Annotated in this window: 17 protein-coding genes; 15 read left to right on the top strand and 2 right to left on the bottom strand. The window is 68.1% G+C overall.

Annotated elements, in window-relative coordinates:
* The first annotated feature begins 8 nt into the window (after window positions 1-8).
* The 11 genes from murD to DFR39_RS09145 all read left to right on the top strand — a co-directional run bounded on the left by murD (window position 9) and on the right by DFR39_RS09145 (window position 13,450).
* Window positions 9-1,775, top strand: coding sequence for a UDP-N-acetylmuramoyl-L-alanine--D-glutamate ligase (murD, locus tag DFR39_RS09195; RefSeq protein WP_133603257.1), 1,767 nt, complete (start codon window positions 9-11; stop codon window positions 1,773-1,775).
* Window positions 1,775-3,028: a putative lipid II flippase FtsW gene (gene ftsW / locus DFR39_RS09190; protein WP_133603256.1), complete on the top strand. Its 1,254-nt coding sequence runs from the start codon at window positions 1,775-1,777 to the stop codon at window positions 3,026-3,028. The genes murD and ftsW overlap by 1 nt, the downstream gene beginning before the upstream one ends.
* On the top strand, window positions 3,025-4,116 hold the full coding sequence (gene murG / locus DFR39_RS09185; RefSeq protein ID WP_133603255.1) for an undecaprenyldiphospho-muramoylpentapeptide beta-N-acetylglucosaminyltransferase: 1,092 nt from the start codon (window positions 3,025-3,027) through the stop codon (window positions 4,114-4,116). Before ftsW ends, murG begins: the two co-directional genes overlap by 4 nt.
* 82 nt (window positions 4,117-4,198) lie before the next feature.
* Window positions 4,199-5,590: a UDP-N-acetylmuramate--L-alanine ligase gene (gene murC, locus DFR39_RS09180; protein WP_133603254.1), complete on the top strand. Its 1,392-nt coding sequence runs from the start codon at window positions 4,199-4,201 to the stop codon at window positions 5,588-5,590.
* Window positions 5,587-6,561: a D-alanine--D-alanine ligase gene (locus DFR39_RS09175; protein ID WP_133603253.1), complete on the top strand. Its 975-nt coding sequence runs from the start codon at window positions 5,587-5,589 to the stop codon at window positions 6,559-6,561. Before murC ends, DFR39_RS09175 begins: the two co-directional genes overlap by 4 nt.
* Window positions 6,562-6,583: 22 nt before the next feature.
* Window positions 6,584-7,417, top strand: coding sequence for a cell division protein FtsQ/DivIB (locus DFR39_RS09170; RefSeq protein WP_133603252.1), 834 nt, complete (start codon window positions 6,584-6,586; stop codon window positions 7,415-7,417).
* A gap of 7 nt (window positions 7,418-7,424) precedes the next feature.
* A complete protein-coding gene (ftsA, locus tag DFR39_RS09165) occupies window positions 7,425-8,654 on the top strand; it encodes a cell division protein FtsA (protein ID WP_133603251.1) in 1,230 nt (409 codons plus the stop codon).
* Between the two features lie 119 nt (window positions 8,655-8,773).
* Window positions 8,774-10,003, top strand: coding sequence for a cell division protein FtsZ (gene ftsZ / locus DFR39_RS09160; protein WP_133603250.1), 1,230 nt, complete (start codon window positions 8,774-8,776; stop codon window positions 10,001-10,003).
* A 275-nt stretch (window positions 10,004-10,278) separates the two neighbouring features.
* Window positions 10,279-12,291, top strand: coding sequence for a sensor histidine kinase (locus tag DFR39_RS09155; protein ID WP_162849472.1), 2,013 nt, complete (start codon window positions 10,279-10,281; stop codon window positions 12,289-12,291).
* A gap of 17 nt (window positions 12,292-12,308) precedes the next feature.
* Window positions 12,309-13,244 carry a UDP-3-O-acyl-N-acetylglucosamine deacetylase gene (gene lpxC / locus DFR39_RS09150; RefSeq protein WP_133603248.1) on the top strand — a complete coding sequence of 312 codons (936 nt, stop codon included), beginning with the start codon at window positions 12,309-12,311 and terminating at the stop codon, window positions 13,242-13,244.
* Between the two features lie 20 nt (window positions 13,245-13,264).
* Window positions 13,265-13,450 carry a hypothetical protein gene (locus DFR39_RS09145; RefSeq protein ID WP_133603247.1) on the top strand — a complete coding sequence of 62 codons (186 nt, stop codon included), beginning with the start codon at window positions 13,265-13,267 and terminating at the stop codon, window positions 13,448-13,450.
* Window positions 13,451-13,466: 16 nt separating this feature from the next.
* On the opposite strand, the gene DFR39_RS09140 is transcribed toward DFR39_RS09145, so the two are convergent.
* Window positions 13,467-15,275: an ABC transporter ATP-binding protein gene (locus DFR39_RS09140; RefSeq protein ID WP_246030759.1), complete on the bottom strand. Its 1,809-nt coding sequence runs from the start codon at window positions 15,273-15,275 to the stop codon at window positions 13,467-13,469.
* Window positions 15,262-17,058, bottom strand: a complete 1,797-nt coding sequence (locus DFR39_RS09135; RefSeq protein ID WP_133603245.1) for an ATP-binding cassette domain-containing protein — start codon at window positions 17,056-17,058, stop codon at window positions 15,262-15,264. The genes DFR39_RS09140 and DFR39_RS09135 overlap by 14 nt, the downstream gene beginning before the upstream one ends.
* Window positions 17,059-17,150: 92 nt before the next feature.
* Between DFR39_RS09135 and DFR39_RS09130 the strand changes: the two genes are divergently transcribed.
* The 4 genes from DFR39_RS09130 to DFR39_RS09115 all read left to right on the top strand — a co-directional run bounded on the left by DFR39_RS09130 (window position 17,151) and on the right by DFR39_RS09115 (window position 23,784).
* Entirely contained in the window at window positions 17,151-18,005 is an 855-nt protein-coding gene (locus DFR39_RS09130; protein ID WP_133603244.1) for a hypothetical protein, read from the top strand.
* A gap of 429 nt (window positions 18,006-18,434) precedes the next feature.
* Window positions 18,435-21,263 (top strand): ExeM/NucH family extracellular endonuclease, encoded by a 2,829-nt coding sequence (locus DFR39_RS09125; RefSeq protein WP_133603243.1) that lies wholly within the window; start codon window positions 18,435-18,437, stop codon window positions 21,261-21,263.
* A 22-nt stretch (window positions 21,264-21,285) separates the two neighbouring features.
* Complete coding sequence (locus tag DFR39_RS09120; protein WP_133603242.1) at window positions 21,286-21,783, top strand: PEP-CTERM sorting domain-containing protein; 498 nt, start codon at window positions 21,286-21,288, stop codon at window positions 21,781-21,783.
* A 171-nt stretch (window positions 21,784-21,954) separates the two neighbouring features.
* The gene (locus DFR39_RS09115) at window positions 21,955-23,784 is read left to right on the top strand and encodes a S8 family serine peptidase (protein WP_162849471.1); all 1,830 of its coding nucleotides are present in this window, start codon (window positions 21,955-21,957) and stop codon (window positions 23,782-23,784) included.
* Window positions 23,785-23,793 lie beyond the last annotated feature (9 nt).

Genomic DNA, 23,793 nt, shown 5'->3' with positions numbered 1-23,793 from the left:
TTGCCGATATGAAGCACTTGGCCGGCTTGCAAACGCTGATCCTGGGTCTGGGAGACTCTGGCCTGGCCATGGCCGCCTGGGTGGCGCGCCACGGCGGTCGCGTGCGCGTCTGGGACTCTCGCGAGAACCCGCCGCAGCGCGCAGCCCTGCGTGAGCGCCTGCCCGAGGCCGAGTTCCTGCATGGCGACCTGCCGGAGTCGGCTCTCTCTGGCGTGCAGCTGCTGCTCAAGAGCCCGGGCCTCTCGCCCCTGGATGCGCGCCTGCAGCCTGTGCTGAATCTGGCTCGCAACACCGGCGTGCCGGTGCAAGGCGAGTTGGACCTCTTCGCCCGCGCCCTGGCCGATCTGAAGGCCGAACGCGGCTACGCGCCCGCGGTGCTGGCCATCACCGGCACCAATGGCAAGACCACCACCACCTCGATGACGGCCCAGCTGGTGGAGCGCGCCGGCAAGCGCGTGGCCGTGGCTGGCAATATCGGCCCGACCCTGCTGGACACCCTGGCCGCGGCCCTGGATCTGGAGCCGGCGCCTCCGCTGGCGCCCGAAGCCGAGCCGGTGCTGAGCGCCGAACCGGTGATCGAAGCCGAGACCGAAGCGCCGGCCGAGCCGCTGTCTGACATTGAACCTGATGCGGAGCCCGAGTCCGCCGCCGAGTCTGCCGCCCCCAGCACCACGCTGGAGGAGGTGGCGGCCCTGCTGGACGAGCAGCCCCTGCCCATCAAGCCGCCGCCGCCCAAGCCGCCGGTCTTCGAGCATCTGCCCGAGGTCTGGGTGCTGGAGCTGTCCAGCTTCCAGCTCGAGGGCGTGACCGGCTTTGAGCCCACGGCCGCCGCGGTGCTGAACCTGAGCCAGGACCATCTGGACTGGCATGGCGATATGACGGGCTACGGCCGCGCCAAGGCCCGCATCTTTGGTGAGCAGGCGGTCATGGTGATCAACCGCGACGATGCCCTGGTCGAGGCCATGGTGCCCGCGCCCATCAAGGTGGCCCAGGGCCGCGGCCGGCCGCACAAGCTGGTGGCGCGTCAGGTCCTGCGCTTCGGCCTGGATGCGCCGCGCGGCCCGGGCGACTACGGCCTGGTGGAAGAGGGCGGCATGGCCTGGCTGGTGCGTGCCCGCGAGGCCGACGAGACCCAGCTGCCGCGCCGTCGCCGGGGCGATGCCGAGGAGCTGGAGCTCTCCATCCAGCGCCTGATGCCGGCCGACGCCCTGCGCGTGCGTGGCCGCCACAACGCCGCCAATGCCCTGGCCGCCCTGGCCCTGGCCAGCGCCGCGGGCTGCCCGCTGGCCCCCATGCTGCACGGCCTGCGCGAGTACCGCGGCGAGCCGCACCGCGTGGAGCATGTGGCCACGGTGCGCGGCGTGGATTTCTACGACGACTCCAAGGGCACCAATGTGGGCGCCACCGTGGCCGCCATCGGCGGCCTGGGCGCGGACCGCGCGCCCGCCAAGCTGGTGCTGATCCTGGGCGGCGACGGCAAGGGGCAGGACTTCTCGCCCCTGCGCGAGCCCCTGGCGCGCCATGCCCGCGCCGTGGCCCTGATCGGCCGCGACGCGCCGGCCATCGCCAGCGTGCTGCCCGAGGGCCTGTCGGCCCTGAGGCATGAGACGCTGCAGGCCGCCACGCGTTGGGCGCTGGCGCAGGCCCACAGCGGCGACAGCGTGCTGCTGAGCCCGGCCTGTGCCAGCCTGGACATGTTCCGCAACTACGCCCACCGGGCCGAGGTCTTCGTGGCCGAGGTCCAGGCGCTGGCGGACGAGGGAGGACTGGCCTGATGAACGCGGTGCTGCAGACCCTGCGCGGCCGCCTGGCCGGCCTGTTCCAGCGCGGCGAGGGCGGCGGCGAGGTGCCGGTGCGCGACTGGGTCAGCGTGTCCGCGGGCCAGCCCACGCGTCTGTCCAATTTCGACGTGACCCTGGTCTGGGTGGTGCTGTGCCTGCTGGCCCTGGGCCTGCTGATGGTCTATTCGGCCTCCATCGCCCTGCCGGACAACCCCAAGTTCGCCAAGTACCTGCCCACGCACTTTCTGATCCGCCATGTGGTCGCCATCAGCCTGGCCTTGCTGGCGGCCCTGGTGGTGGTGCAGGTGCCCGTGGCGGTCTGGGAGCGCCTGGCGCCCTGGTTCTTTGTGCTCGCCCTGGTGCTGCTGATCGTGGTGCTGATTCCCGGCGTGGGCAAGGGCGTGAACGGCGCGCGCCGCTGGCTGCCCCTGGGGGTGATGAACTTCCAGCCCTCGGAGCTGGCCAAGCTGGCCATTGCCATGTATGCGGCCAGCTATATGGTGCGCAAGATGGACGTGAAGGAGAACTTCTTCCGCGCCGTCTGGCCCATGGTGGTGGCGCTGGGCGTGGTGGGCGTGCTGCTGCTGGCCGAGCCGGATATGGGCGCCTTCATGGTGATCGCGGCCATCGCCATGGGCATCCTCTTCCTGGGCGGCGTGAACGGCCGCATGTTCTTCCTGATCGTGGCGGTGCTGGTGGGGGCCTTCGTGCTGATGATCACCTTCAGCGAGTTCCGCCGCGAGCGCATCTTTGCCTACCTCAACCCCTGGGACGAGAAATACGCCCAGGGCAAGGCCTACCAGCTCACGCACTCGCTGATCGCCTTTGGCCGCGGCGAGCTTTTCGGCCAGGGCCTGGGTGGCAGCGTGGAAAAGCTGCACTACCTGCCCGAGGCCCATACCGACTTCCTGCTGGCCGTGATCGGCGAGGAGCTGGGTCTGGTGGGCGTGGCCATCGTCATCTGCGCCTTCTTCTGGCTTTCGCGCCGGCTCTTCCACATCGGCCGCCAGGCCGTGGCCCTGGACCGTGTGTTCGCCGGCCTCTATGCCCAGGGCATAGGCATCTGGGTGGGCGGCCAGGCCTTCATCAATATGGGCGTGAACCTGGGGGCCCTGCCCACCAAGGGCCTGACCCTGCCGCTGATGAGCTTCGGCGGCTCGGCCATCCTGATGAACTGCATCGCGCTGGCCATCTGCCTGCGCATTGATATCGAGAACCGCCAGCTCATGCGGGGAGGTCGCGCGTGAGCACCAAGCATCTGGTCATCATGGCCGCCGGCACCGGCGGCCACATCATCCCCGGCCTGGCGGTCGCGGAGGAAATGAAGCGCCGCGGCTGGAGCGTGTCCTGGGTGGGCACCGAGTCGGGCATGGAGAACAAGCTGGTGCCGCCCAGCGGTATCCCGCTGGACCGCCTGGCCTTCGCCGGCCTGCGCGGCAAGGGGCCCGTGCACATGCTGCGCGGCCTGCTGGGGCTGGTGCGCGCCTTCATCCAGTCGCGCCAGGTCTTTGTGACCCGCAGCGCCGATGCGGTGCTGGGCATGGGCGGCTATGTCTGCTTCCCCGGCGGCCTGATGGCCTGGCTGATGCGCCGCCCCCTGATGTTGGTAAATGCGGACGCGGCCATGCTGATGTCCAACCAGGCGCTCAAGGGCCTGGCCCGCAAGATCGCCTTCGGCTTCGACGGCTCGGCCGCGGCCTCCACGCCCAAGGCCGTGGTGACCGGCAATCCGGTGCGCGCCGAGATCGAGGCCCTGCCCCTGCCGGCCGAGCGCTATGCCGGCCGCAGCGGTCCGCTGCGCCTGCTGGTGGTGGGTGGCTCCTTGGGCGCGCGGGCCATCAACGAGGTCATTCCCAAGATGCTGGCTCTGTGGCCGGATGCGGCGACCCGACCCCAGGTGGTGCACCAGGCCGGCCAGGCCAATCTGAGCGCGGTGCAGGCGGCCTATCAGGCGGCCGGCATCAAGACCGGGGACGAGGTCCAGATCCTGCCCTTCATCGAAGACATGGCCGGCCAGCTGGCCGCGGCCGATCTGATCATCTGCCGCGCCGGTGCGGTGACGGTCAGCGAGCTCTGCGCCGCCGGCCTGCCAAGCGTGCTGGTGCCCCTGGTGGTGAGCACCACCAGCCACCAGCGCGACAACGCCCGCTTCATGGCCCAGCATGGCGCGGCCCTGCACCTGCCCCAGCCCGAGCTGAGCCCCGAAGGTCTGCTGGCCCTGCTGCAGGGCCTGGACCGGAGCCAGCTGCAGGCCATGGGCGAGAAGGCCAGGGCCCTGGCCCGGCCGCGCGCTGCGGCCCGCGTGGCCGATGAAATCGAAGGAATGATGAAATGAGCCACGTAGCGCAGGGCCGCCCCAAGCAAGTGGCCATCCCCTTGGGGGATAGGCCGACGTACCCGTCGGACGAGGGGCAGACATGAAACACGCCGTCAAACACATCCACTTCGTGGGCATAGGCGGGGCCGGCATGAGCGGCATCGCCGAGATCCTGCACAACCTGGGCTACACCGTCTCGGGTTCGGACCAGGGGGAGAGCAGCACCACGGAGCGTCTGGCCTCGCTGGGCCTCAAGGTCTTCATCGGCCATGCGGCCGAGCACATTGCCGGCGCCCAGGCCGTGGTGACCTCCACCGCGGTCAAGGCCGACAACCCCGAGGTGACCGCCGCGCGTGCCGCGCGCATTCCCGTTGTGCCGCGCGCGGTGATGCTGGCCGAGCTGATGCGCCTGAAGAACGGCATCGCGATTGCCGGCACGCATGGCAAGACCACCACCACCTCCCTGGTGACCTCGGTGCTGGCCGAGGCGGGCCTGGACCCCACCTTCGTGATCGGCGGCAAGCTCAATAGCGCGGGCGCCAATTCGCGTCTGGGCCAGGGCGATCACATCGTGGTAGAGGCCGATGAGAGCGATGCCTCCTTCTTGAATCTGCTGCCCATGATGGCCGTCGTCACCAATATCGACGCCGACCATATGGACACCTATGGTCATGACTTCGCGCGCCTGAAGCAGGCCTTTGTGGACTTTCTGCACCGCATGCCCTTCTACGGCGCGGCCGTGGTCTGCGGTGACGATCCGGGCGTGCACTCGATCATGCCCCTGGTCTCGCGCCCGGTGATCAGCTATGGCTTCGCCGAGGACAATCTGGTGCGCGCCGTGGATGTGCAGGCCCTGGCCGGCGGCCAGATGCGTTTCACCACCCGCCGTCCCGGCCTGGCCGATCTCAAGATCACACTCAATCTGCCCGGTGTCCACAATGTGCTGAACGCGCTGGCGGCGATTGCCGTGGCGACCGAGCTGGAAATTCCCGACGCCCCCATCGTGGCGGCCCTGGCCAAGTTCGACGGCGTGGGCCGGCGCTTCCAGCGCTATGGCGAGCTGCCGGCGGCCCAGGGCGGCCAGTTCACCCTGGTCGACGACTATGGCCACCACCCGGTGGAAATGGCGGCGGTGCTCTCGGCCGCGCGCGGCGCCTTCCCGGGCCGCCGCCTGGTGCTGGCCTTCCAGCCGCACCGCTACACCCGCACCCGCGACTGCTTCGAGGACTTCGTCAAGGTGATCTCCACGGCCGACGCCGTGCTGCTCACCGAGGTCTATGCCGCCGGCGAGGCCCCCATCGTGGCGGCCGACGGCCGCGCCCTGGCGCGGGCCCTGCGCGTGGCGGGCAAGGTGGAGCCGCTCTTTGTGGAAGACGTGGCCAGTCTGCCGCGCACCATCGCCGAGCAGGCCCGCGACGGCGATGTGGTGATCGTGATGGGTGCCGGCTCCATCGGCGCGGTGCCGGCCGCCACCGTGGAGTTGCTGAAATGAAGCTCGATCTGAACATCGATCCCCTGGCCCTGGGCAAGGTGGCCGTGCTGCTGGGCGGCAGCTCCGCTGAACGCGAGGTCTCGCTCACCATGTCCGGCCCCGGCGTGCTGGCCGCGCTGCGCGAGGAGGGTGTGGACGCCCATGCCTTCGACCCGGCCGAGCGCAGCCTGCAGGAGCTCAAGACCGAGGGCTTTGCGCGCTGCTTCATCGCCCTGCATGGCCGCGGTGGCGAGGACGGCACGGTGCAGGGCGCGCTGGAATGCCTGGGCATTCCCTACACCGGTTCGGGCGTGATGGCCTCGGCGATTGCCATGGACAAGATCACCACCAAGCGCGTCTGGCTCAGCGATCAACTGCCCACGCCGCGCTGGGTGAGCCTGCGCAGCGATGCGCTCACGCGCGAGCGCGTGATCACGGTGCCGGACGAGCTGGGCCTGCCCGTCTTCGTCAAGCCGCCGCACGAGGGCTCCAGCATCGGCGCCAGCAAGGTGACGGGCTACTCGCAGATGCAGGCTGCCGTGGAACTGGCTGCGCGCCACGACCGCGAGGTGCTGTGCGAGGAATTCATCGAGGGCGAGGAGCTGACCTGCCCGGTGCTGGGCGAGGGCGAGGCCGCCTTTGCCCTGCCGGTGGTGCGCATCCGCGCGCCCGAGGGTGACTATGACTACCAGAACAAGTACTTCACCGACGTCGTGAAGTACGACTGCCCCAGCGGCCTGGACCCGGCCCTGGAGCAGGAGATCCAGGCCCTGGTGCTGCGCGCCTACCGCCTGCTGGGCTGCCGCGGCTGGGGCCGGGCCGACCTGATGCTGCGCAAGCATGACAACAAGCCCTTCCTGCTGGAGATGAACACCTCGCCGGGCATGACCTCGCACTCCCTGGTGCCGATGTCGGCCGCCGCGGCGGGAATCTCCTACTCCAAGCTCTGCCTGTGGCTGCTGTCCCAGGCCCGCCTGGATCGGACGGTCTGAGGACCCAGCTCGCCGCCCCACCATGAACACGCCTGCCGCCGCCACCCCGCTGCCGCCCGACGTCCGCCTGATGAATGGCGTGACGGCGCTGCTGCTGGCCGGGCTGCTGCTGGCGGCCCTGGGTCTGGGCGTGCACAAGCTGATGCGCCTGCCGGCCTTCAATATCCGCCACATCCAGGTGGAGGGCGAGGTGGCGCGCAACAGTGTGGCCACGCTGCGCGCCAATGCCCTGTCCCACCTCTCGGGCACCTTCCTCAGCATGAGCCTGCGCCAGACCCGGCAAGCCTTTGAGGACGTGCCCTGGGTGCGGCGCGCCGAGGTCCAGCGCGTCTGGCCCAACCGGCTCAGGGTCCGCCTGGAGGAGCACAAGCCGGCGGCCTACTGGGAAGAGAAGGCCGATGGCGCCGATGCGGGCAGCGAGGCCAGTGCCGGGCGTGCCCTGGTCAACAGCTTTGGCGAGGTCTTCGAGGCCAATCTGGGCGATGTGGAAGACGAGGACCTGCCCGTGCTGGCGGGCCCGGCCGGCAGCTCGGAGCGCATGCTCTCCATGTGGCGCCAGCTCCAGGCGAGCAGCGCCCATCTGGGACAGAGCGTGCAAAGGCTCGACCTGTCCGGGCGTGGCTCCTGGCGGCTCAGTCTGGATCAGGGGGCGGTGATTGAACTGGGTCGGGGCGAGGAGGCAGTGGTGGTGCAGCGCTATGCGCAGTTCGTGGCCACCCTGAGCCAGCTCACCTCACGATTCCAGACCCCGCTGCTGGCGGCCGACCTGCGCCATGCCGAGGGGTATGCAGTGCGCCTGCGCGGAATATCGACGACGACACCGAGCCCGACCAAGGGGCCGGTCAAAAAACGCTGAGGGATTTATGGCCAAGGAATACAAGGATTTGGTCGTTGGGCTGGATATCGGCACCGCCAAGATCATGGCGGTGGTGGCCGAAGTCCTGGGCAACGGGGAATTGCGCATCGCCGGCCTGGGGGTGGCGCCCTCGCACGGGCTCAAGCGCGGTGTGGTGGTGAATATCGATGCCACGGTGCAGTCCATCCAACAGGCCCTCAAAGAGGCCGAAATGATGGCCGACTGCAAGATTTCCCGGGTTTTCACCGGGATCACCGGCAGCCATATCCGCGGCCAGAACTCCACCGGCATGGTGATCGTGCGCGACAAGGAGGTCACGCCGGTGGATGTGGCGCGCGTGGTGGAAACCGCCAAGGCCATCAATATCCCGAACGACCAGCGCCTGCTTTTGGTCGAGCCGCAGGAATTCGTGATCGACGGCCATGAGGTCAAGGAACCCATCGGCATGAGCGGCGGGCGCCTGGAGGTCAAGGTCCATATCGTGACCGGCGCCCAGAGCGCGGCCGAAAACATCGTCAAATGCGTGCGCCGCTGCGGCCTGGAAGTGGATCAACTGGTGCTCAACCCCAGCGCGTCCAGCGCCGCCGCCCTCACCGCCGACGAGCGCGACCTGGGTGTGGCCGTGGTCGACATCGGCGCCGGCACCACCGATGTGGCCATCTTCACCGGCGGCTCCATCCGCCATACCGCCGTCATCCCCATCGCTGGTGATCTCATCACCAGCGATATCGCCATGGCGCTGCGCACCCCGACCAAGGATGCCGAGGAGATCAAGGTCGAACATGGGGTGGCCAAGCAGCTGTTGGCCGACCCGGCAGATCAGGTGGAGGTGCCTGGTTTGGGCGACCGCGCGCCGCGCATGCTTTCAAAACAAGCACTTGCGGGAGTTATTGAACCCAGAGTCGAGGAAATCTTCTCGCTGGTTCATCAGGTAATTCGGGAAAGTGGCTATGAGGAACTGCTGTCTTCCGGAATTGTTTTGACCGGTGGCTCGGCGGTGATGCCGGGCATGGTGGAACTGGCCGAGGACATATTCCTCAAACCGGTGCGCCGCGGTAACCCGACCTATAGCGGCGCACTCTTCGACATGGTTTCCAACCCGCGTTCGGCCACCGTCATGGGCCTGCTCGAAGAGGCCCGGCTCTCACGCACTCGGGGCTTGAAGGCGGCACAACAGGCAGGCTCGGTGAAAACCATTCTGGGCCGTGCCAAGGACTGGTTTTTGGGTAATTTCTGAGGCGCCTTGCGCGCACTGTGGCGTTGAGCCCGAAACATACGGGACGTAACGCAAAAAAAGGGGTCTTCCCTGTAGTTTTTAACGGCTGGCAACTGCACAATTGCTGAAGGAGGTATGCTATGGCGATCGAGATGATCGAGGAGTTTGATCAAGGCACCCAGATCAAGGTGATCGGGGTTGGTGGTGGCGGCGGCAACGCGGTTGACCACATGATTGCCCAAGGGGTGCAAGGCGTTGAATTCATCTGCGCCAATACCGACGCCCAAGCTCTGAATCGTTCCAAGGCCGACCAGCTGTTGCAGTTGGGGACCACCGGTCTGGGCGCTGGTGCCAAGCCCGAGATGGGCAAAGCCGCGGCCGAGGAGGCCGAAGCCCGCATCCGCGAATCCATCCAGGGCGCCAACATGCTCTTCATCACCGCCGGCATGGGCGGTGGCACCGGTACCGGCGCCGCCCCCGTGATCGCCCGTGTGGCCAAGGAGATGGGCATCCTGACCGTGGGCGTGGTGACCAAGCCCTTCGAGTTCGAGGGCAATCGCCGCTCCAAGGCCGCCGATGCCGGTCTGGCCGAGCTGGAAGCCAATGTCGACTCCCTGATCGTCGTGCTGAACGACAAGCTGCTGGATGTGCTGGGCGACGATGTCACCCAGGATCAGGCTTTCGCGCATGCTAACGACGTGCTGCGGAATGCCGTGGGTGGCATCTCCGACATCATCCACATGCCCGGCCTGGTGAACGTCGACTTTGAAGACGTCAAGACCGTGATGAGCGAACCCGGCAAGGCCATGATGGGCACGGCCGTGGCCGGTGGCCCGGATCGCGCCACCAAGGCGGCGGAAGCGGCCGTGGCCTGCCCGCTGCTGGAAGGCATCGACCTGTCGGGCGCGCGTGGCGTGCTGGTGCTGATTGCGGCCAATCGCAACACCTTCAAGCTGTCCGAGAGCCGCAACGCGATGAATGCCATCAAGCGTTACGCCTCGGAAGAAGCCCACATCATTTACGGCACGGCCTATGACGAGAGCCTGGGTGACCAGTTGCGCGTCACCGTGATCGCCACCGGTCTGGCCAGCCAGCGTGCCCGTGCCCAGGCCCCGCTGCAGGTGGTGCAGCCGGCCGCCCAGCTGCGCACCGGTACCGACAATCTGCCGGTGCTGAACCAAGCTGTGGCCATGTCTGCCGCTGCGACCACCGTCGGCGTGGCCGCGGCCGGTGGCAGCGACTTTGGCGGCATGAGCGTGCCCAGCGTCTGGCGCCATGGCCGCACCGCTGCGGCCAAGGTGGAGGCCCTGTCCTCCAACGGCATGGACGAGATCGAGATCCCGGCCTTCCTGCGCAAGCAGGCCGACTGAGGACCGAGCTGAGAACCGAGCCGGCGCTTCAAGCGCCGCTCGTTTCGACAGGCCCCGGGGACTCGGCCAGCCGCTGAGGGTTCCCAGGTCGGTCAAGCCCGTCGGGCAGCGATTCCTCCTTCTCGCTGCCGGACGGGCTTGTTGCATTTGCACGCCGCTCGGGGCGCGGCACGATAGCCAGGGCGCCCCGACGCGGGCAGACTTCCGACCGTCGGACCCCGCGCGGGTCGGGCCTCCATAACAACAGTCGAGCTCGGATGGGTCCGCAACCGCAATTGCTGTCACTGCCGCGTCTGTGTCTGCTCCTGCTTCTGGTTCTTTTCAGCTTCCTGGCTGGTGCCCAGGCGCAGCGGCTGGGATTGCCCGAGGAGACGGCGCGCAATGCGGGCGAACGTGCCACCAGCGCTCAGCTGGCGGTCTCCGATTGGAGTCGCGACGATCTGCGTCGCTTGTGGGCGGAGCTGCGCGCCATGGACGGCAGTCAAGGCGCCTTGCCCCAGGCCCTGCAGCCGCCGGTGGAGCCTGCGGCTTGGTCGCCCGTGAGGCTGCCCGACTTCAGGCAGCGCAGCGCCAGCGGTGGTCGCCTGGCGGACGAGTCGCGGTTCCAGATGCGCTGGTACCGCTTCAGCTATATGCCGCCCGAGGGACGCTGGCCCACCAGCGTGGCGCTCTACATGCCACGGGTGGTGGGCATGGCCGCCGCGGTGCTGGTGCGCACCGAGGAGGGCTGGCGCCCTGTCTTTGACAACCAGAGCGGCGCCCGGGAGCAGTGGGTGCGTCCGCTGTGGGCCGTGTTTCCCGGCGCCTTTACCGAGAAGCAGGGCGCGCGCGCCATCGAGGTCATCGTGGCGGTGCCGGTGCTGGAGGGCAGCTTCTTCTCCGTTTCCACGGCCTGGCTGGGAGCGCGTGAGGACCTGGAGCCGCTGCACGATGCGCGCTGGGCCTTGCAGATCGGTGTGCCCCAGGCCACGGGCATGCTGCTGGTGGTGCTGGGCCTGTTTGCCTTCACGCTCTGGCTGCAGCGGCGCGAGGAACCCGCCTACCTGCTCTTCGCGCTGGCGGCCGTGGCCTGGCTGGTGCGCAATCTGCACTACCACGTGGACCTGCCCAGCACCCGCCTGGGCCTGGAGTGGTTCTGGTGGCTGACCCATGCTTCCATGTCCTGGGTCATGCTGCTCACCTTTGTGTTTGCCCTGCGCTTTGCCAGACGAGGAGCGCCGCGCTTCGAGCGCCTGATGGCCGGCTTCGTGTTGCTCAGCAGCGCGCTGACCATGCCGGTGGTCGTGGACTTTCTGGACCCGCTGGTGCTGCAGCATATGGTGAATGCGCTGGTGGGCACCGTGGGCACGGCCTTCGTGGCCCTGGTGGCCCTGCGCGATGGCAGCCGCGAGCTGCGCCTGATCGCGGCGGCCCTGGCCGTGGGTCTGCTGCTGGGCATTCATGACCTGGGCCTGCTGGCGGGCTGGGGCTGGAGCGAGCACATCTACCTGATGCCCTTTGCCACCCTGGTGATCGTGGGCAGCTTTCTCTATGCGGTGCAGCAGCGCTTCCTGGGGGCGCTGCGGCAGGTCGAGCATGCCAATGACCAGCTGGCCCAGCGTCTGGCGGAGCAGGGGGCCCAGCTGCAGACCCAGCATGAGCGCCTGTCCGAGGCCGAGCGCCAGCAGGCCCTGCTGCTGGAGCGTCAGCGGCTGATGCAGGACATGCACGACGGCCTGGGCAGCTCCCTGCTCTCGGCCATGGTGGCGGTGGAGCAGGGTTCCATGCAGCAGGAGCAGGTGGTGGAGGTGCTGCGCGAGTGCGTGGATGATCTGCGCCTGGTGATCGACTCGCTGGAACCCGTGGGCCATGATCTGGTGTCCCTGCTGGCCACCATGCGCTACCGCCTGGGCAAGCGCCTGCAGGCCGGCGGTCTGATGCTGGAGTGGGATGTGCAGGACCTGCCGCCCCTGGAGTGGCTGGAGCCGCCCGATGCCCTTCATGTGCTGCGCCTGCTGCAGGAGGCGCTGAACAATGCGCTCAAGCATGCACGCGCCTCGCGGGTGCGCATCGTCACCCGCGATCTGGGCAGCAAGGTCGAGATCCGCGTGGAGGACGACGGCCTGGGCTTTGATCTCGAGACGGTGCAGAAGGGCCGCGGCCTGCGCAGCCAGCAAAAGCGCGCCCAGCGTCTGGGGGGCAGCCTGCATGTGGACAGCCGCCCCGGGCACGGCACCCAGCTGAGCCTGCGCCTGCCGGTGCGAAGGCGCCCGCCCGCAGAAGCCCCGCGCCAGCAGGTCTCAGGGTAATCACCGACAATAGCCACATGCTGCAACAGAGAACCCTCAAGTCGCTGACTCGTGCCGTCGGCGTGGGCATACACAGCGGCCAGAAGGTCGAGATGACCCTGCGCCCGGCCGCACCCGATACCGGCATCGTCTTCCGGCGCGTGGACCTCAACACGCCGGTGGACATCCCGGTGCGCGCCGACACCGTCTGCGACACCCGCATGGCCACCACGGTCAGCCCCGGGGGCGACCCCGGCGCGCCCAAGGTGCAGACCATCGAGCATCTGCTCTCGGCCTGCGCGGGCCTGGGCATTGACAATCTCTATGTGGACATCAGCGCCGACGAGGTCCCCATCCTCGACGGCTCGGCCGCCAGCTACGTCTACCTGCTGCAAAGCGCCGGCATCGAGCTGCAGAAGGCGCCCAAGAAGTTTCTGCGCGTGAAGAAGACGGTGGAAGTGCGCCAGGGCGAGGGCAAGCGCCTGATGTGGGCCCGCCTGGAGCCCCACCACGGCTACACCCTGAGCTTCCAGATCGAGTTCGACAATCACGCGGTGGCGGCCACCGGCCAGCACTTTGTCTTTGACATGGGCTCCGGCCAGTACAAGAAGCAGATCGCCCGTGCCCGCACCTTCGGCATGACCAGCGATATCGAGCTGATGCGCAGCCGCGGCCTGACCCTGGGCGGCTCCATGGACAACGCCATCGTGGTGGACGACTACCGCGTGCTCAACGCCGACGGTCTGCGCTATGACGACGAGTTCGTGAAGCACAAGATCCTGGACGCCATCGGCGATATGCATGTGGCCGGCCACCCCCTGCTGGCGGCCTACACCTCCTTCAAGGGCGGTCACGCCCTGAACAACAAGCTGCTGCGCGCCCTGCTGGCCGATAGCGAGGCCTGGGAGATCGTCAGCTTCGAGGACGAGAAACAGGCCCCGGCCGGCTTTGCGGAGCTGGCACCCGCCTGGTAAGCGCGGCGATACTGCAGGCCATGCTGATCTTCCGTCTCGTCGTGGGCCTGCTGCTGTTTGCAGGCATTCTCTGCTTTGCGATGTATATCGCCACACGCCAGCCCCAGTGGTTGCGGCGCGGCATTCTGATCGTCAAGTGGACGGTGCTGGCGGGCCTGGGCTTTTTTGCCGTGCTGATCCTGGAGCGGCTGGCGCTCATGCTTTGAGCGCCGGCGTGCCGGATCAGGGCTCCTCGGCCTGACGGTCCACGTCCAGGGCCTGCAGCTGCACCAGGCGCTGGTAGATGCCGCCCTCGTGGGCCATCAGGGTCTCGTGCGTGCCCAGCTCGGCGAGGTGGCCATGGTTGAGCACCACGATCTGGTCGGCCGCACGGATGGTGGAGAGCCGGTGCGCGATGGCCACCACGGTGACCCGGCCGCGCAGGGCCTCCAGGGCCTCGCTGATCACGCGCTCGGTGGCGCTGTCGATATTGGAGGTGGCCTCGTCCAGGAAGAGCACGGTGGGCGCGCCGGCCAGGGCGCGCGCCATGGCAATCAGCTGTTTCTGGCCGGTGGACACGCGCGCGCCGCCCTCGCCCAGGGGCGTGTCATAGCCCTGGGGCAGGGCCTCAATGAAGTCGTGCACGCGCGCGGCGCGGGCCGCGGCGATCAGCTGGTCCTCGGGAATGGGGCGGCCCATGGCGATGTTCTCGCGCGCGCTGGCGGCCAGCAGATAGGGCTCTTGCGGCACCAGGCCCACGCGCTCGCGGAAGCTCGCGTCCGGGATGCGTGCCAGGGGATGACCGTCGATCTCGATGCTCCCGCGCTGCGCCGCATAAAAGCGCAGCAGCAGGGACAGCAGGGTGGACTTGCCGCTGCCCGTGTGACCCACGATGCCCACAAAGCTGCCGGCCGGGAAGTCGAGATTGAGCTCGTGCAGCACCGGCCGGGCCGGGTCGTAGCCAAAGCTCAGCGAGGCGATGCGGATATGGCCGCGCTCGATGCGGCGCTGGGCGTCGGACTCCAGCACGCTCTCATGCTCCTGCAGCAGGCTGCGTACCCGCGCCGCCGCCACCATGGCCTGCTGCAGCTGGCCGAACTGCAGGGTGATCTGGATCAGCGGCTCCACCACGCGGGCGATATAGCCCAGGAAGGCGTAGAGCAGGCCCACCTCCACGGCCGCCAATGCCACACCCCCCGCGCCCGCCTGGCGCTGGCCGAAGCCCCAGACCAGGCCCACCACCAGCAGCACGTTGAGCAGGTCCAGGGCCGGGCGCAGCAGCCAGGCATTGGCGCGCAGCTCGTCCATGCGGGCCTTGAGCTGGCGGTTGTTGGTCTGGGCAAAGCGCGTCGCAAAGCGCGAGGCCGCGCCGGCCGCCTGCAGCACGGCCATGCCGGCCACGCTCTCGGCCATCTGCGCATTGATATCGCTGCGCAGCTGGCGCGAGCGCGCCACGGCCGCGCCCGAGAAGCGCTGGTAGAGCCAGATGATGAGCAGCATGGCCGGCACCAGGGTGGCCACGATCAGCATCAGGCGCCAGTCCAGCCAGGCCATGGCGATCATGGAGCCCAGCACCACGATGCTGGAATCCAGCATCACATAGAGCACCTGGCGGTAGAGCTGGTTCACCGCCTCGGTGTCATTGGTGACGCGGCTGACCAGCTGGCCGGTGATGGCCTGATCAAAAAAGGCCATGGGCAGATTCAGCACATGGGCATAGACCCGCTCGCGCAGGCGCAGCACCGAGCGCCGTGCAATGCCCGCCATGCGTGCGAGCTGGCCGTAGCGTATCCAGCTGGCCACCCAGCCCGAGAGCAGCAGGGCCAGCAGCAGACCGCCCATGGCCGCGAGGTCCAGCTGGCGCGGCAGCAGATAGTGATCGATGAAGTACTTGCCGATGATGGGGCCCAGGGCTTCCAGGCCCGCGGCCAGCACCAGCCAGAGCACGCCGCGCAGCAGCTGGGGCCGCTCGCCCCGGGCCGATTCCAGCAGCAGGCCCACTGCGCGCCAGGGCTTCTCCTGGGCCTGCTTCTCGTTCTCAGGCCGCGTCAAGGCTGGCCTCCAGTTGTTGATAGCGCCACTGCGTGGCATACCAGCCGGCGGCGGCCAGCAGGCTTTCGTGCGTGCCGCGCTCGGCCACATGGCCCTGGCGCAGCACCAGAATCTGGTCGGCCTCCATCACGGCCGAGAGCCGGTGGCTGACGATGATGACGCAGCGCTCCGGCCGCTCGCGGCGCAGGGCACGCAGATGCGCCAGGATCTGGGTCTCGGTGCCGGTGTCCACGGCCGAGAGCGCATCGTCTAGCAGCAAGATGGGCGCCTCGCTGAGCAGGGCGCGGGCAATGGCCACGCGCTGGCGCTGGCCGCCCGAGAGCGTCACGCCGCGCTCGCCCACCACGGTCTCATAGCCCTGGGGCAGGCGCAGGATGTCCTCGTGCACTGCGGCCAGGCGGGCGGCCTGCTCGATCTGCTCGCGCGTGGCCTCCGGTCGGGCCAGGGCGATGTTCTCGGCCACCGAGGCCGAGAACAGGAAGGGTTCCTGCGGCACCCAGGCGATGGCGGCGCGCAAGGCCCCCAGCCGGTACTCGGGCAAGACCCGACCCCCAAGACTGATGCGGCCCGCATCGGGCTCGTGCTGGCGCAGCAGCAGGCGCAGCAGGCTGGACTTGCCCGCGCCCGTGGGCCCCACCAGGCCCAGGGTCTGGCCCGGCGCCATGCTCAGGCTCACGCCTGCCAGGGCGGCCCGGGCCGGTTTGGCGGGCGTGCTCTCACCCTCGCCCTCGGCGGGCGCGGTGGGCGGGTAGCTGAAGCCCACCTCGTCCAGCACCAGGGCGCCGGGGGGCTGGGGCAGTTCGGCGCGGCCGGCGTCCTCCAGGGTCAGGGGCGCGGCCAGCACCGGCCCCAGGCGGCCCCAGGCGGCGCGCCCGCGCTCCAGCAGGGACAGCACCCAGCCCGCGGCGAACATGGGCCAGATCAGCTGGCCCAGATACATGGTGAAGGAGGTCAGCTGGCCGATGCTCAGCTCCTCGCTGGCCACCAGCCAGCCGCCCAGGCCGAGCGCAATGGTCATGGCGGCGGTCAGGCTCATGCCCACGGCGGGTTCGTAGGCGGCCTCCCAGCGCTGGGCCTGGTAGCTGGCCTCGCCCGCGCTGTCGGCCAGGCGGGCGAGCTGCGCGCTGCTGCGCGGCAGCAGGCCCAGGGCGCGCAGGGTGCGCACGCCGGCCAGGCCCTCCTGCACATGCTGGTTCATCAGGGAGAAGCGATCCAGCGAGCTCTTCCAGGCCTGGTGCACACGCTCCGAGATGAACCAGAAAGCCAGGGCCATCAGGGGGAAGGGCAGCAGGGCGGCCAGGCCAAGGCGCCAGTCCACGCCGAGGGTCATCATGGAGAGCACCAGCAGCAGGGTCAGGCTGCCGTCGAAGGCGGCCAGCAGGGCCTCGCCCGCGGCCAGTTCCACGGCATCCACATCATTGGTGGCCAGGGCCATCAGATCGCCGGTGCGCTTGGCCTGGAAGAAGCCCGGGCCCTGCAGGCTCAGGCGCTCGTAGAGCTGGATGCGCAGCTGGCGCCCCAGCTTGTAGGCCGCACCGAAGAGGGCGATGCGCCAGCCCACCCGCATCAGATAGATGGCGGCGCCCGCGCCCACCAACAGGCCCAGCTCGCCCAGCAAGTCCTGACCCTGCAGGCGCCCGGCCACCAGGCCGTCCACGACCGCGCCCACCTGGCGCGGGATCCAGACCGTGAGCACCGCGATGCCCGCCAGCATCAGGGCCGAGGCGAGATAGGCGGGCCAGTGCCGGCGCACAAAGCCGGCGATCAGCTGGGTCAGGGTCATGGGGCGGGCGGGCTCGGGGAGGGCTGATTGTGCCAAGATCCGTGCGCAGTATTGGCAGCAGACCATGGGGGAGCACGATGGCGCATGAGCCGATGGACACGCAAATCGAGCAGGCCTGGAGCCTGCATGCCGAGCAACCCGAGGCCGCGGCCGCGCTCTTGCGTCCGCTTGCAGCCGAGCTGGCATGCGCGAGCGCCGAGCAGCAGCAGGCCTGGCTGCGCGCGGCCGAGCATGTGCTGCTGGGGCATCTGGCCGATGGCGCCGCGCTGGCGGCCCTGATCGCGGCCCTGCCCGCCGAGCAGACCCGACGCGCTCATGCCGCCCTGGCCCTGGCCGCGCATCCCCGGGCCGAGCGTGACTGGCAAGACCTGCCCCCGGCCGAGCGGGTGCGCGCGAGTTACAACGCCGTGCTCGCGCTGAGCCGTCGTCGTGACTTCGACGCCATGCGGGCGCTGATGGATGCGGCCCAGGCCCTGGTGGGCGCTGACGCGCAGGCCGCTCGTGCCTGGGCGGCCATGGCCAATAACGTGGCTGCCGACCTGCGCTTCTACTTGGCCGAGGGCGATGCCGAGGCGGCCGCGGCCATGGTGGACGCCGCGCAGCGCGCCCGCAGCGCCTGGCAGCAGGCCGGCGGCTGGCTGGAGGCGGAGCGCGCCGATTGGCAGCTGGCCATGTGCGCCGCCGCGGCCGGCCAAGGGGCGCTGGCCCTGCAGGCGGCGCAGGACTGCGTGAGCGCCTGCCTGTCCAACGAAGCCGATGACTACGAGCATTGCTTTGCCTACGAGGCCCTGGGGCGTGCCGCGGTGGCGGCTGGCGACGGGGCCCTGGCCCGCCAGGCGCATGCCCGCATGGCCGAGCGCCTGCTGTCCCTGGCTGGCGCGGACCGCAGCTATGCCGACAGCTGTCTGCTCGCGCTGGAATCGCTGATCGCACGCCTCAAAGCCTGAGCTCGCGGCATCGGGCCTCTTGTGGCCGGATTCCGACGCTGACCAGGGAAAGTACCAGGGCGTTTCATTTCGGGTCGATCGGGCGCGTGGCGCCCAGCGGCCAATCCGTGCAGCGCCATGCTGCAGTGCGACAAATCAATAACTTAGCGGAGTATGTGCAACCGTTTGCGCCTTTGCGCAAACGGTGTCGCTGATTTGCGCAAAGTTTGCGGGCATTTGCTAGGGAGCGACCCTGAAATACCGGGGTGCTCGGGGTTTGAGTGGCCGACACCACCCCCGTGTTTGCGGTGTGACAAACAGTCATATTCAAACGCTAGCATCGCGCCGTTGTCGCCTTGAGAGTCAATGCAAGCTCATGATTTATCTGAGATTTTGCGAACTGACCGGTCTGGCGCCTGTTCGGCATTCCCCCTTCTGAGAACGTCTCACATGAAACTCAAACCCCTTGCATTCCTGCTTGCCGCGGCATTTGCTGCGCCGGGCGCCATGGCCTCGGCAAACGGTGTTGTCATCAGCCAGGTTTTTGGTGGTGGCGGTAATACCGGCGCAGTTTTGAAGAGCGATTTCATCGAGTTGTTCAATGCTGGCAGCACGGCGGTCAATCTGAAGGGCTGGTCCCTGCAGTACGGTTCGGCCACCGGCCTGATCGGTGGCCAGGCCAGCCAGATCGCCAGGATCTCCGATGTTGACCTGCTGCTGGCCCCCGGCCGCTATCTGCTGGTCAAGGGTGCGGATGGCAACGCCGGCAGCCAGAGCCTGCCGACGCCGGATGTGATCACCACCCTCACGCTGGGTGCATCGGACGGCAAGATCGCCCTGGTGTCCAGCACCGCAGCGCTGAACAGCGTCGACCCCAAGGGCGCAGCCACCCTGGTGGACCTGGTGGGTTACGGCTCGGCCGGCGCCTTCGAAGGTTCGGGTGCCGCCGGCAAGCTCAGCGCCACCACGGCTGCCATCCGCGCCGGCGAGGGCTGCACCGACAAGGACGACAACAAGAGCGATTTCAGCGTGGGGACTCCGGCCCCGCGCAACTCGGTCACGGCGGCCATCACCTGCAGCGGCAATGGCGGTGGCGGTGGCGACAACCCGCCGCCGGTTGGCGAGACCTTGGCGATCTACCAGATCCAGGGTGGCGGCAAGCAAAGCCCGCACAAAAGCAAGACCGTGACGACCACCGGCATCGTGACCCATGTGGTGGCCAATGGCTTCTATATGCAGGACCGCCTGGGTGATGGTGACAACGCCACATCGGATGGCATCTTCGTCTTCACGGGGGCTGCCAACAGCGCCAGCGTGGGCCAGGAGCTCAGGGTTACCGCCACGGTGACGGAGTTCGTGGTGGCGGCCGGCAGCGCCGACTCCCAGGCCAATCCCATCACTCAGCTCAACAGCCCCAGCGCGTTGACCGTGCTGAGCAGTGGCCATGCGATCACGCCTACCGAGGTGGATCTGCTGGGGCTGCCGGCCGGCGGGCTGGAGGCCTATGAGGGCATGCTGGTCACGCTCAAGGGCCCGCTGACAGTGCAGCAGAACTACTTCCTGGGCCGTTTCGGCCAGCTGACCATGGCCGCCGGCGGCCGCAAGCAGCAGCCCACCAATCTGCACCGCCCCGGCTCTGCAGACGCGCTGAACCTGGCCGCCGAGAACGCGCGCCATATGTTCATCCTGGATGACAACAGCACGGCGCAGAACCCCGATCCCACGCCCTATCTGGGCGAGGGCAATACCGTGCGCGCCGGCGATACCGCGGCCGCCCTGACCGGTGTGATCGACCACGGCCTGGCCACCAGCAGCAGCACGGGTGCTGCCATGTTCAAGCTGCAGCCCACCCAGCCAGTGACTTTCGAGCGCAGCAATGCCCGCACGGCCGCACCGGCCGCCGTGGGCGGCAACTACAAGGTGGTCAGCGCCAATGTGCTGAACTACTTCACGACCTTTGCGGACGGCAACACCGTCAGCGGTCAAAGTGGCCAGGGTTGCAGCCTGGGTTCCAGCGTGTCTAAGACGAACTGCCGCGGCGCCAACAATCTGGCCGAGTTCCAGCGCCAGCAGACCAAGCTGGTGGCCTCGCTCTCGGCCATCAATGCCGATGTGGTGGGTCTGATGGAGATCCAGAACAACGGCGATGTGGCGGTGCAGAACCTGGTCGACGCGCTCAACGCCAAGCTGGGTGCCAATACCTACAGGGTCGTGCCCAAGGGCAGCCTGGACACCGGCGACGACGCCATCCGCGTGGCCCTGATCTACAAGCCCGCCCGTCTGGGTCTGATCGGTGCGGCCATGTCCGACACCAATGCCATCAACAACCGCCCGACCTTTGCCCAAGGCTTCCAGGCGCCCAACGGGCAGCGCTTTGCGGTGCTGGTGAATCACTTCAAGTCCAAGGGCAGCTGCCCCAAGGACGGTAGTGCGGATGACGACCGCGGCGACGGCCAGGCCTGCTGGAACGATCTGCGCGTGAAGCAGGCCCAGCGTCTGCGCGAGTTCGTGGGCCAGGTGCAGGCGGCTGCAGGCACCCAGGATGCCTTGCTGCTGGGTGACTTCAATGCCTATGCCAAGGAAGACCCCATCCACACCCTGACCCAGGACGGTTTCGTGATCGATCAGGAAGGCCGCTTCGACCCGGCCGCCTACAGCTATGTGTTCGACGGCCTGGCGGGCCGCCTGGACCATGCCTTGGCGACGCCCACCCTGTCGGCCAAGATCCTCGGCGCCAGCAGCTGGCATATCAATGCCGATGAGCCGCTGATCATCGACTACAACCTGGAGTTCAAGAAGCCGGCCTGCGCCACTTGTGGTCCCGACTACTACAGCGCCACGCCCTACCGCTCCTCGGACCATGATCCGGTGGTGCTGGGCCTGAACCTGGTGAAGTCGGTGCTGGGCACGGCCGGTCGCGACACCCTGGTCGGCACGGCGGGCGACGATGTGATCGAGGGCGGCGCCGGTGCCGACACGCTGACGGGCGGTGCGGGTCGTGACCAGTTCGTCTATGGCAGCGCGCTGGACGGTGTGGACACCATCACCGACTTCAGCCCCGCCGAGGACATGCTGTTGTTCACCAAGCTGCTGCAGGTCAGCGGCGTCAACAGCCCTGATCCTCTGGCCAGCGGTCATATCACCTGCACCAACTCCGCCGCCGGCGCCTTGGTGGGCATCGACACCGACGGTAGCGCCGGTCCGCTGAAGACCCGCACCATGGCCGTGCTCAAGGGCGTCAGCTGCGCAGCGCTGAGTCCTGCCAATTTCAAGTTCTGACCCGATTAAAGGATTCCTCATCATGATGACGATGCGTCACACCCTGCTCGCAGCCGCGCTGGCCATCGCCGGCCTCAACGCCCAGGCCGCGAGCTTCAACCTGACGGGCCAGTTGGCCGATGGTCCGCTGAGTGGCCAGACCTTTACCGGCAGCTTCAGCTACGACGAGCGCGCCCTGACCGGTGCAGGCTCCGAGCTGCTGGACCTGAGCGCCTGGAGCATCAGCGCGCTGGGCCAGACCTTCACCTCCGGCACCGTGGGTGATCAGCCGCAGGCCGCTTTCTGGGATGGCGTGTTTGTCGGCTTGAACGGCAGCTTCGTGTCTGGCAGCAACGGCCTGACCTTGGCCGACGGCGTCGTGGACTTTGCCAACGCCTATGTGGGCTATCGCACCCCGGCCGGCGAGGGCTTTGGCAGCTACAGCATCAGCGCCGTGCCCGAGCCCAGCACCTGGCTGATGAGCCTGGCCGGTCTGCTGGCCGTGGGCGCCGTGGCGCGCCGCCGCAAGGCCGCCGTCTGAGCGCGGCGTGATGCACAGCCCCGGCTGGGTCCGGGGCTTCGATGGATGAGGCCCTGCGGGGCCTCATCGCTTTTGGGGCGTTCAACAGCCTGGTGTGCTGCGACCCGGCGCTGCCCTACACTGCCCAGCACCGGGCCGCGGCGGTCCGACATCACATGGGGATTCCGACATATGCCTCTCGCGAACATTGCTCGTCCCACCCTCTTGCTGCTGGCCCTGCTCAGCGCGTTCTCGGCCACGGCCGCCGACAAGCGGCGCATCGAGAAGGAGGCCGATATCCCGCGCTTCAGCTACAGCATTGCGGAGCCGCTGGAGCGGGTGGTTCGCGACAAAGCCCTGTTTGACAGGACGGCCGGCAAGATGCGCACCGATATGGAGTCGGTGCTGGCGGCCTATGACATCGCCGACAAGGCCTCGGAGCGTCAGTACCTGGCCTCGCTGATGCAGCTGGAGTTCCTGCTGGGCAACTATGACGCCGCCCTGGCCCTGTCCGAGAAGATGCGCGCGCTGGAAGAAAAGCCCGCCGACAAGCTGCTCTCGGGTCTGCGACTGCGCGCCATGGTCGCCGCGGTCAAGCAAACGGGCGGGCTCAACACCCCGGCCTATTTCGAGGCCGTGGGGCGCGCCATCCGCAAGGAGCTCGATGGCTATCCCTTTGCCCTGATTTCCAACGACATCAAGAGCTACAAGGCCAGCGCCGAGGTAGCGGGCGAGGGCCGCATCCTGGGCGGCGTGCGCGATGTGCTGCAGGCCACGCTGGACAAGAACGGCGGGGTGCTGAGCTCCGATCTGGCGCCGGGTCTGATCAGTGCCCGCTACGCGCTGGAAACGGCCATCCCGCTCAAGCAGACCCTGGTCTCCACCTACAGCGCCTACCTGGACCAGCACAAGGTGGAGAAGGCCGACATCTGGGCCGCACGCAATATCACGCTGCCGGCCAGCGGCAAGTACAGCCCGGTGCGCGTGGCGGTGTGGGACAGCGGCGTGGACACCCAGCTCTTTCCCCAGCAGTTGCTCAAGGACGCCAAGGGCCAGCCCCTGGTGATTGCCTTTGACCTGAACAGCCAGCGCACCCAGGGCGAGCTCTTCCCCATCCCGGCCTTCTACCAGCCCAAGCTGGCGCAGCTGCTGGCACAGAGCAAGGGCTTCTCGGACCTGCAGTCCAATATCGACTCCCCGGAAGCCAGCGAGGTGAAGAAGTTCATGTCGGGCCTCAAGCCCGAGGAGTTCAAGCCCGCCATGGAAGGGCTGGGGCTCACCGGCAACTATGCGCATGGCACCCATGTGGCCGGCATCGCGCTGGAGGGCAACCCCTGGGCGCGGCTGGTGACGGCGCGCATCTCCTTTGACTACAAGCTGCAGCCCGATCCCTGCCCCAGCAAGGCCCTGGCCCTGCGCAGTGCCAAGGCCCATCAGGCCTTTGTGGACTTCTTCAAGAAGCACCAGGTGCGGGTGGTCAATATGAGCTGGGGCGGCAGCGTCAAGGCCGGTGAGCAGGCGCTGGAGCTGTGCGGCATCGGCAAGAGCGCCGAGGAGCGCAAGACGCTGGCGCGCGAGTACTTCGAGATCGAGAAGCGGGCCCTGATCAAGGCCTTCGCCAGCGCGCCGGAGATCCTGTTCATCACGGCCGCGGGCAATAGCAACTCGGACTCTTCCTTCGGCGAGTTCATCCCTTCCAGCATCGTGCTGCCCAATCTGCTGACGGTGGGCGCGGTGGACAAGGCCGGCGACGAAGCGCCCTTCACCAGCTACGGCCCCACCGTGGCGGTGCATGCCAATGGCTACCAGGTGGAGAGCTTCCTGCCCGGCGGCTCGCGCGTGGCCTACTCGGGCACCTCGATGGCGGCACCCAATGTGGCCAATCTGGCGGCCAAGATGCTGGCGGCCAAGCCGACCCTCAAGCCCCAGCAGGTGATTGCGCTGATCAAGTCCACCGCCGAGACCACGGCCGACGGGCGGCGCAAGCTGATCCACCCGGCCAAGGCCATGGCCGCGCTCTAAGCCGCTGTG

Origin of the sequence: Roseateles asaccharophilus (genome assembly GCF_004362405.1) — a bacterium.
In the GTDB taxonomy this organism is placed as follows: Bacteria; Pseudomonadota; Gammaproteobacteria; order Burkholderiales; family Burkholderiaceae_C; genus Kinneretia; species Kinneretia asaccharophila.
This window is presented reverse-complemented; position numbering and strand designations above follow the sequence as displayed.

Bases quoted from the DNA above. Each gene is read 5' to 3' on its own strand.
- murD (WP_133603257.1), top strand. From the start codon at position 9: ATGAAGCACTTGGCCGGCTTGCAAACGCTGATCCTGGGTCTGGGAGAC.
- DFR39_RS09170 (WP_133603252.1), top strand. From the start codon at position 6,584: ATGAACACGCCTGCCGCCGCCACCCCGCTGCCGCCCGACGTCCGCCTG.
- DFR39_RS09130 (WP_133603244.1), top strand. From the start codon at position 17,151: ATGGACACGCAAATCGAGCAGGCCTGGAGCCTGCATGCCGAGCAACCC.
- ftsW (WP_133603256.1), top strand. From the start codon at position 1,775: ATGAACGCGGTGCTGCAGACCCTGCGCGGCCGCCTGGCCGGCCTGTTC.
- ftsA (WP_133603251.1), top strand. From the start codon at position 7,425: ATGGCCAAGGAATACAAGGATTTGGTCGTTGGGCTGGATATCGGCACC.
- DFR39_RS09115 (WP_162849471.1), top strand. From the start codon at position 21,955: ATGCCTCTCGCGAACATTGCTCGTCCCACCCTCTTGCTGCTGGCCCTG.
- ftsZ (WP_133603250.1), top strand. From the start codon at position 8,774: ATGGCGATCGAGATGATCGAGGAGTTTGATCAAGGCACCCAGATCAAG.
- lpxC (WP_133603248.1), top strand. From the start codon at position 12,309: ATGCTGCAACAGAGAACCCTCAAGTCGCTGACTCGTGCCGTCGGCGTG.
- DFR39_RS09125 (WP_133603243.1), top strand. From the start codon at position 18,435: ATGAAACTCAAACCCCTTGCATTCCTGCTTGCCGCGGCATTTGCTGCG.
- murC (WP_133603254.1), top strand. From the start codon at position 4,199: ATGAAACACGCCGTCAAACACATCCACTTCGTGGGCATAGGCGGGGCC.
- DFR39_RS09135 (WP_133603245.1), bottom strand. From the start codon at position 17,058: ATGACCCTGACCCAGCTGATCGCCGGCTTTGTGCGCCGGCACTGGCCC.
- DFR39_RS09120 (WP_133603242.1), top strand. From the start codon at position 21,286: ATGATGACGATGCGTCACACCCTGCTCGCAGCCGCGCTGGCCATCGCC.
- DFR39_RS09175 (WP_133603253.1), top strand. From the start codon at position 5,587: ATGAAGCTCGATCTGAACATCGATCCCCTGGCCCTGGGCAAGGTGGCC.
- DFR39_RS09145 (WP_133603247.1), top strand. From the start codon at position 13,265: ATGCTGATCTTCCGTCTCGTCGTGGGCCTGCTGCTGTTTGCAGGCATT.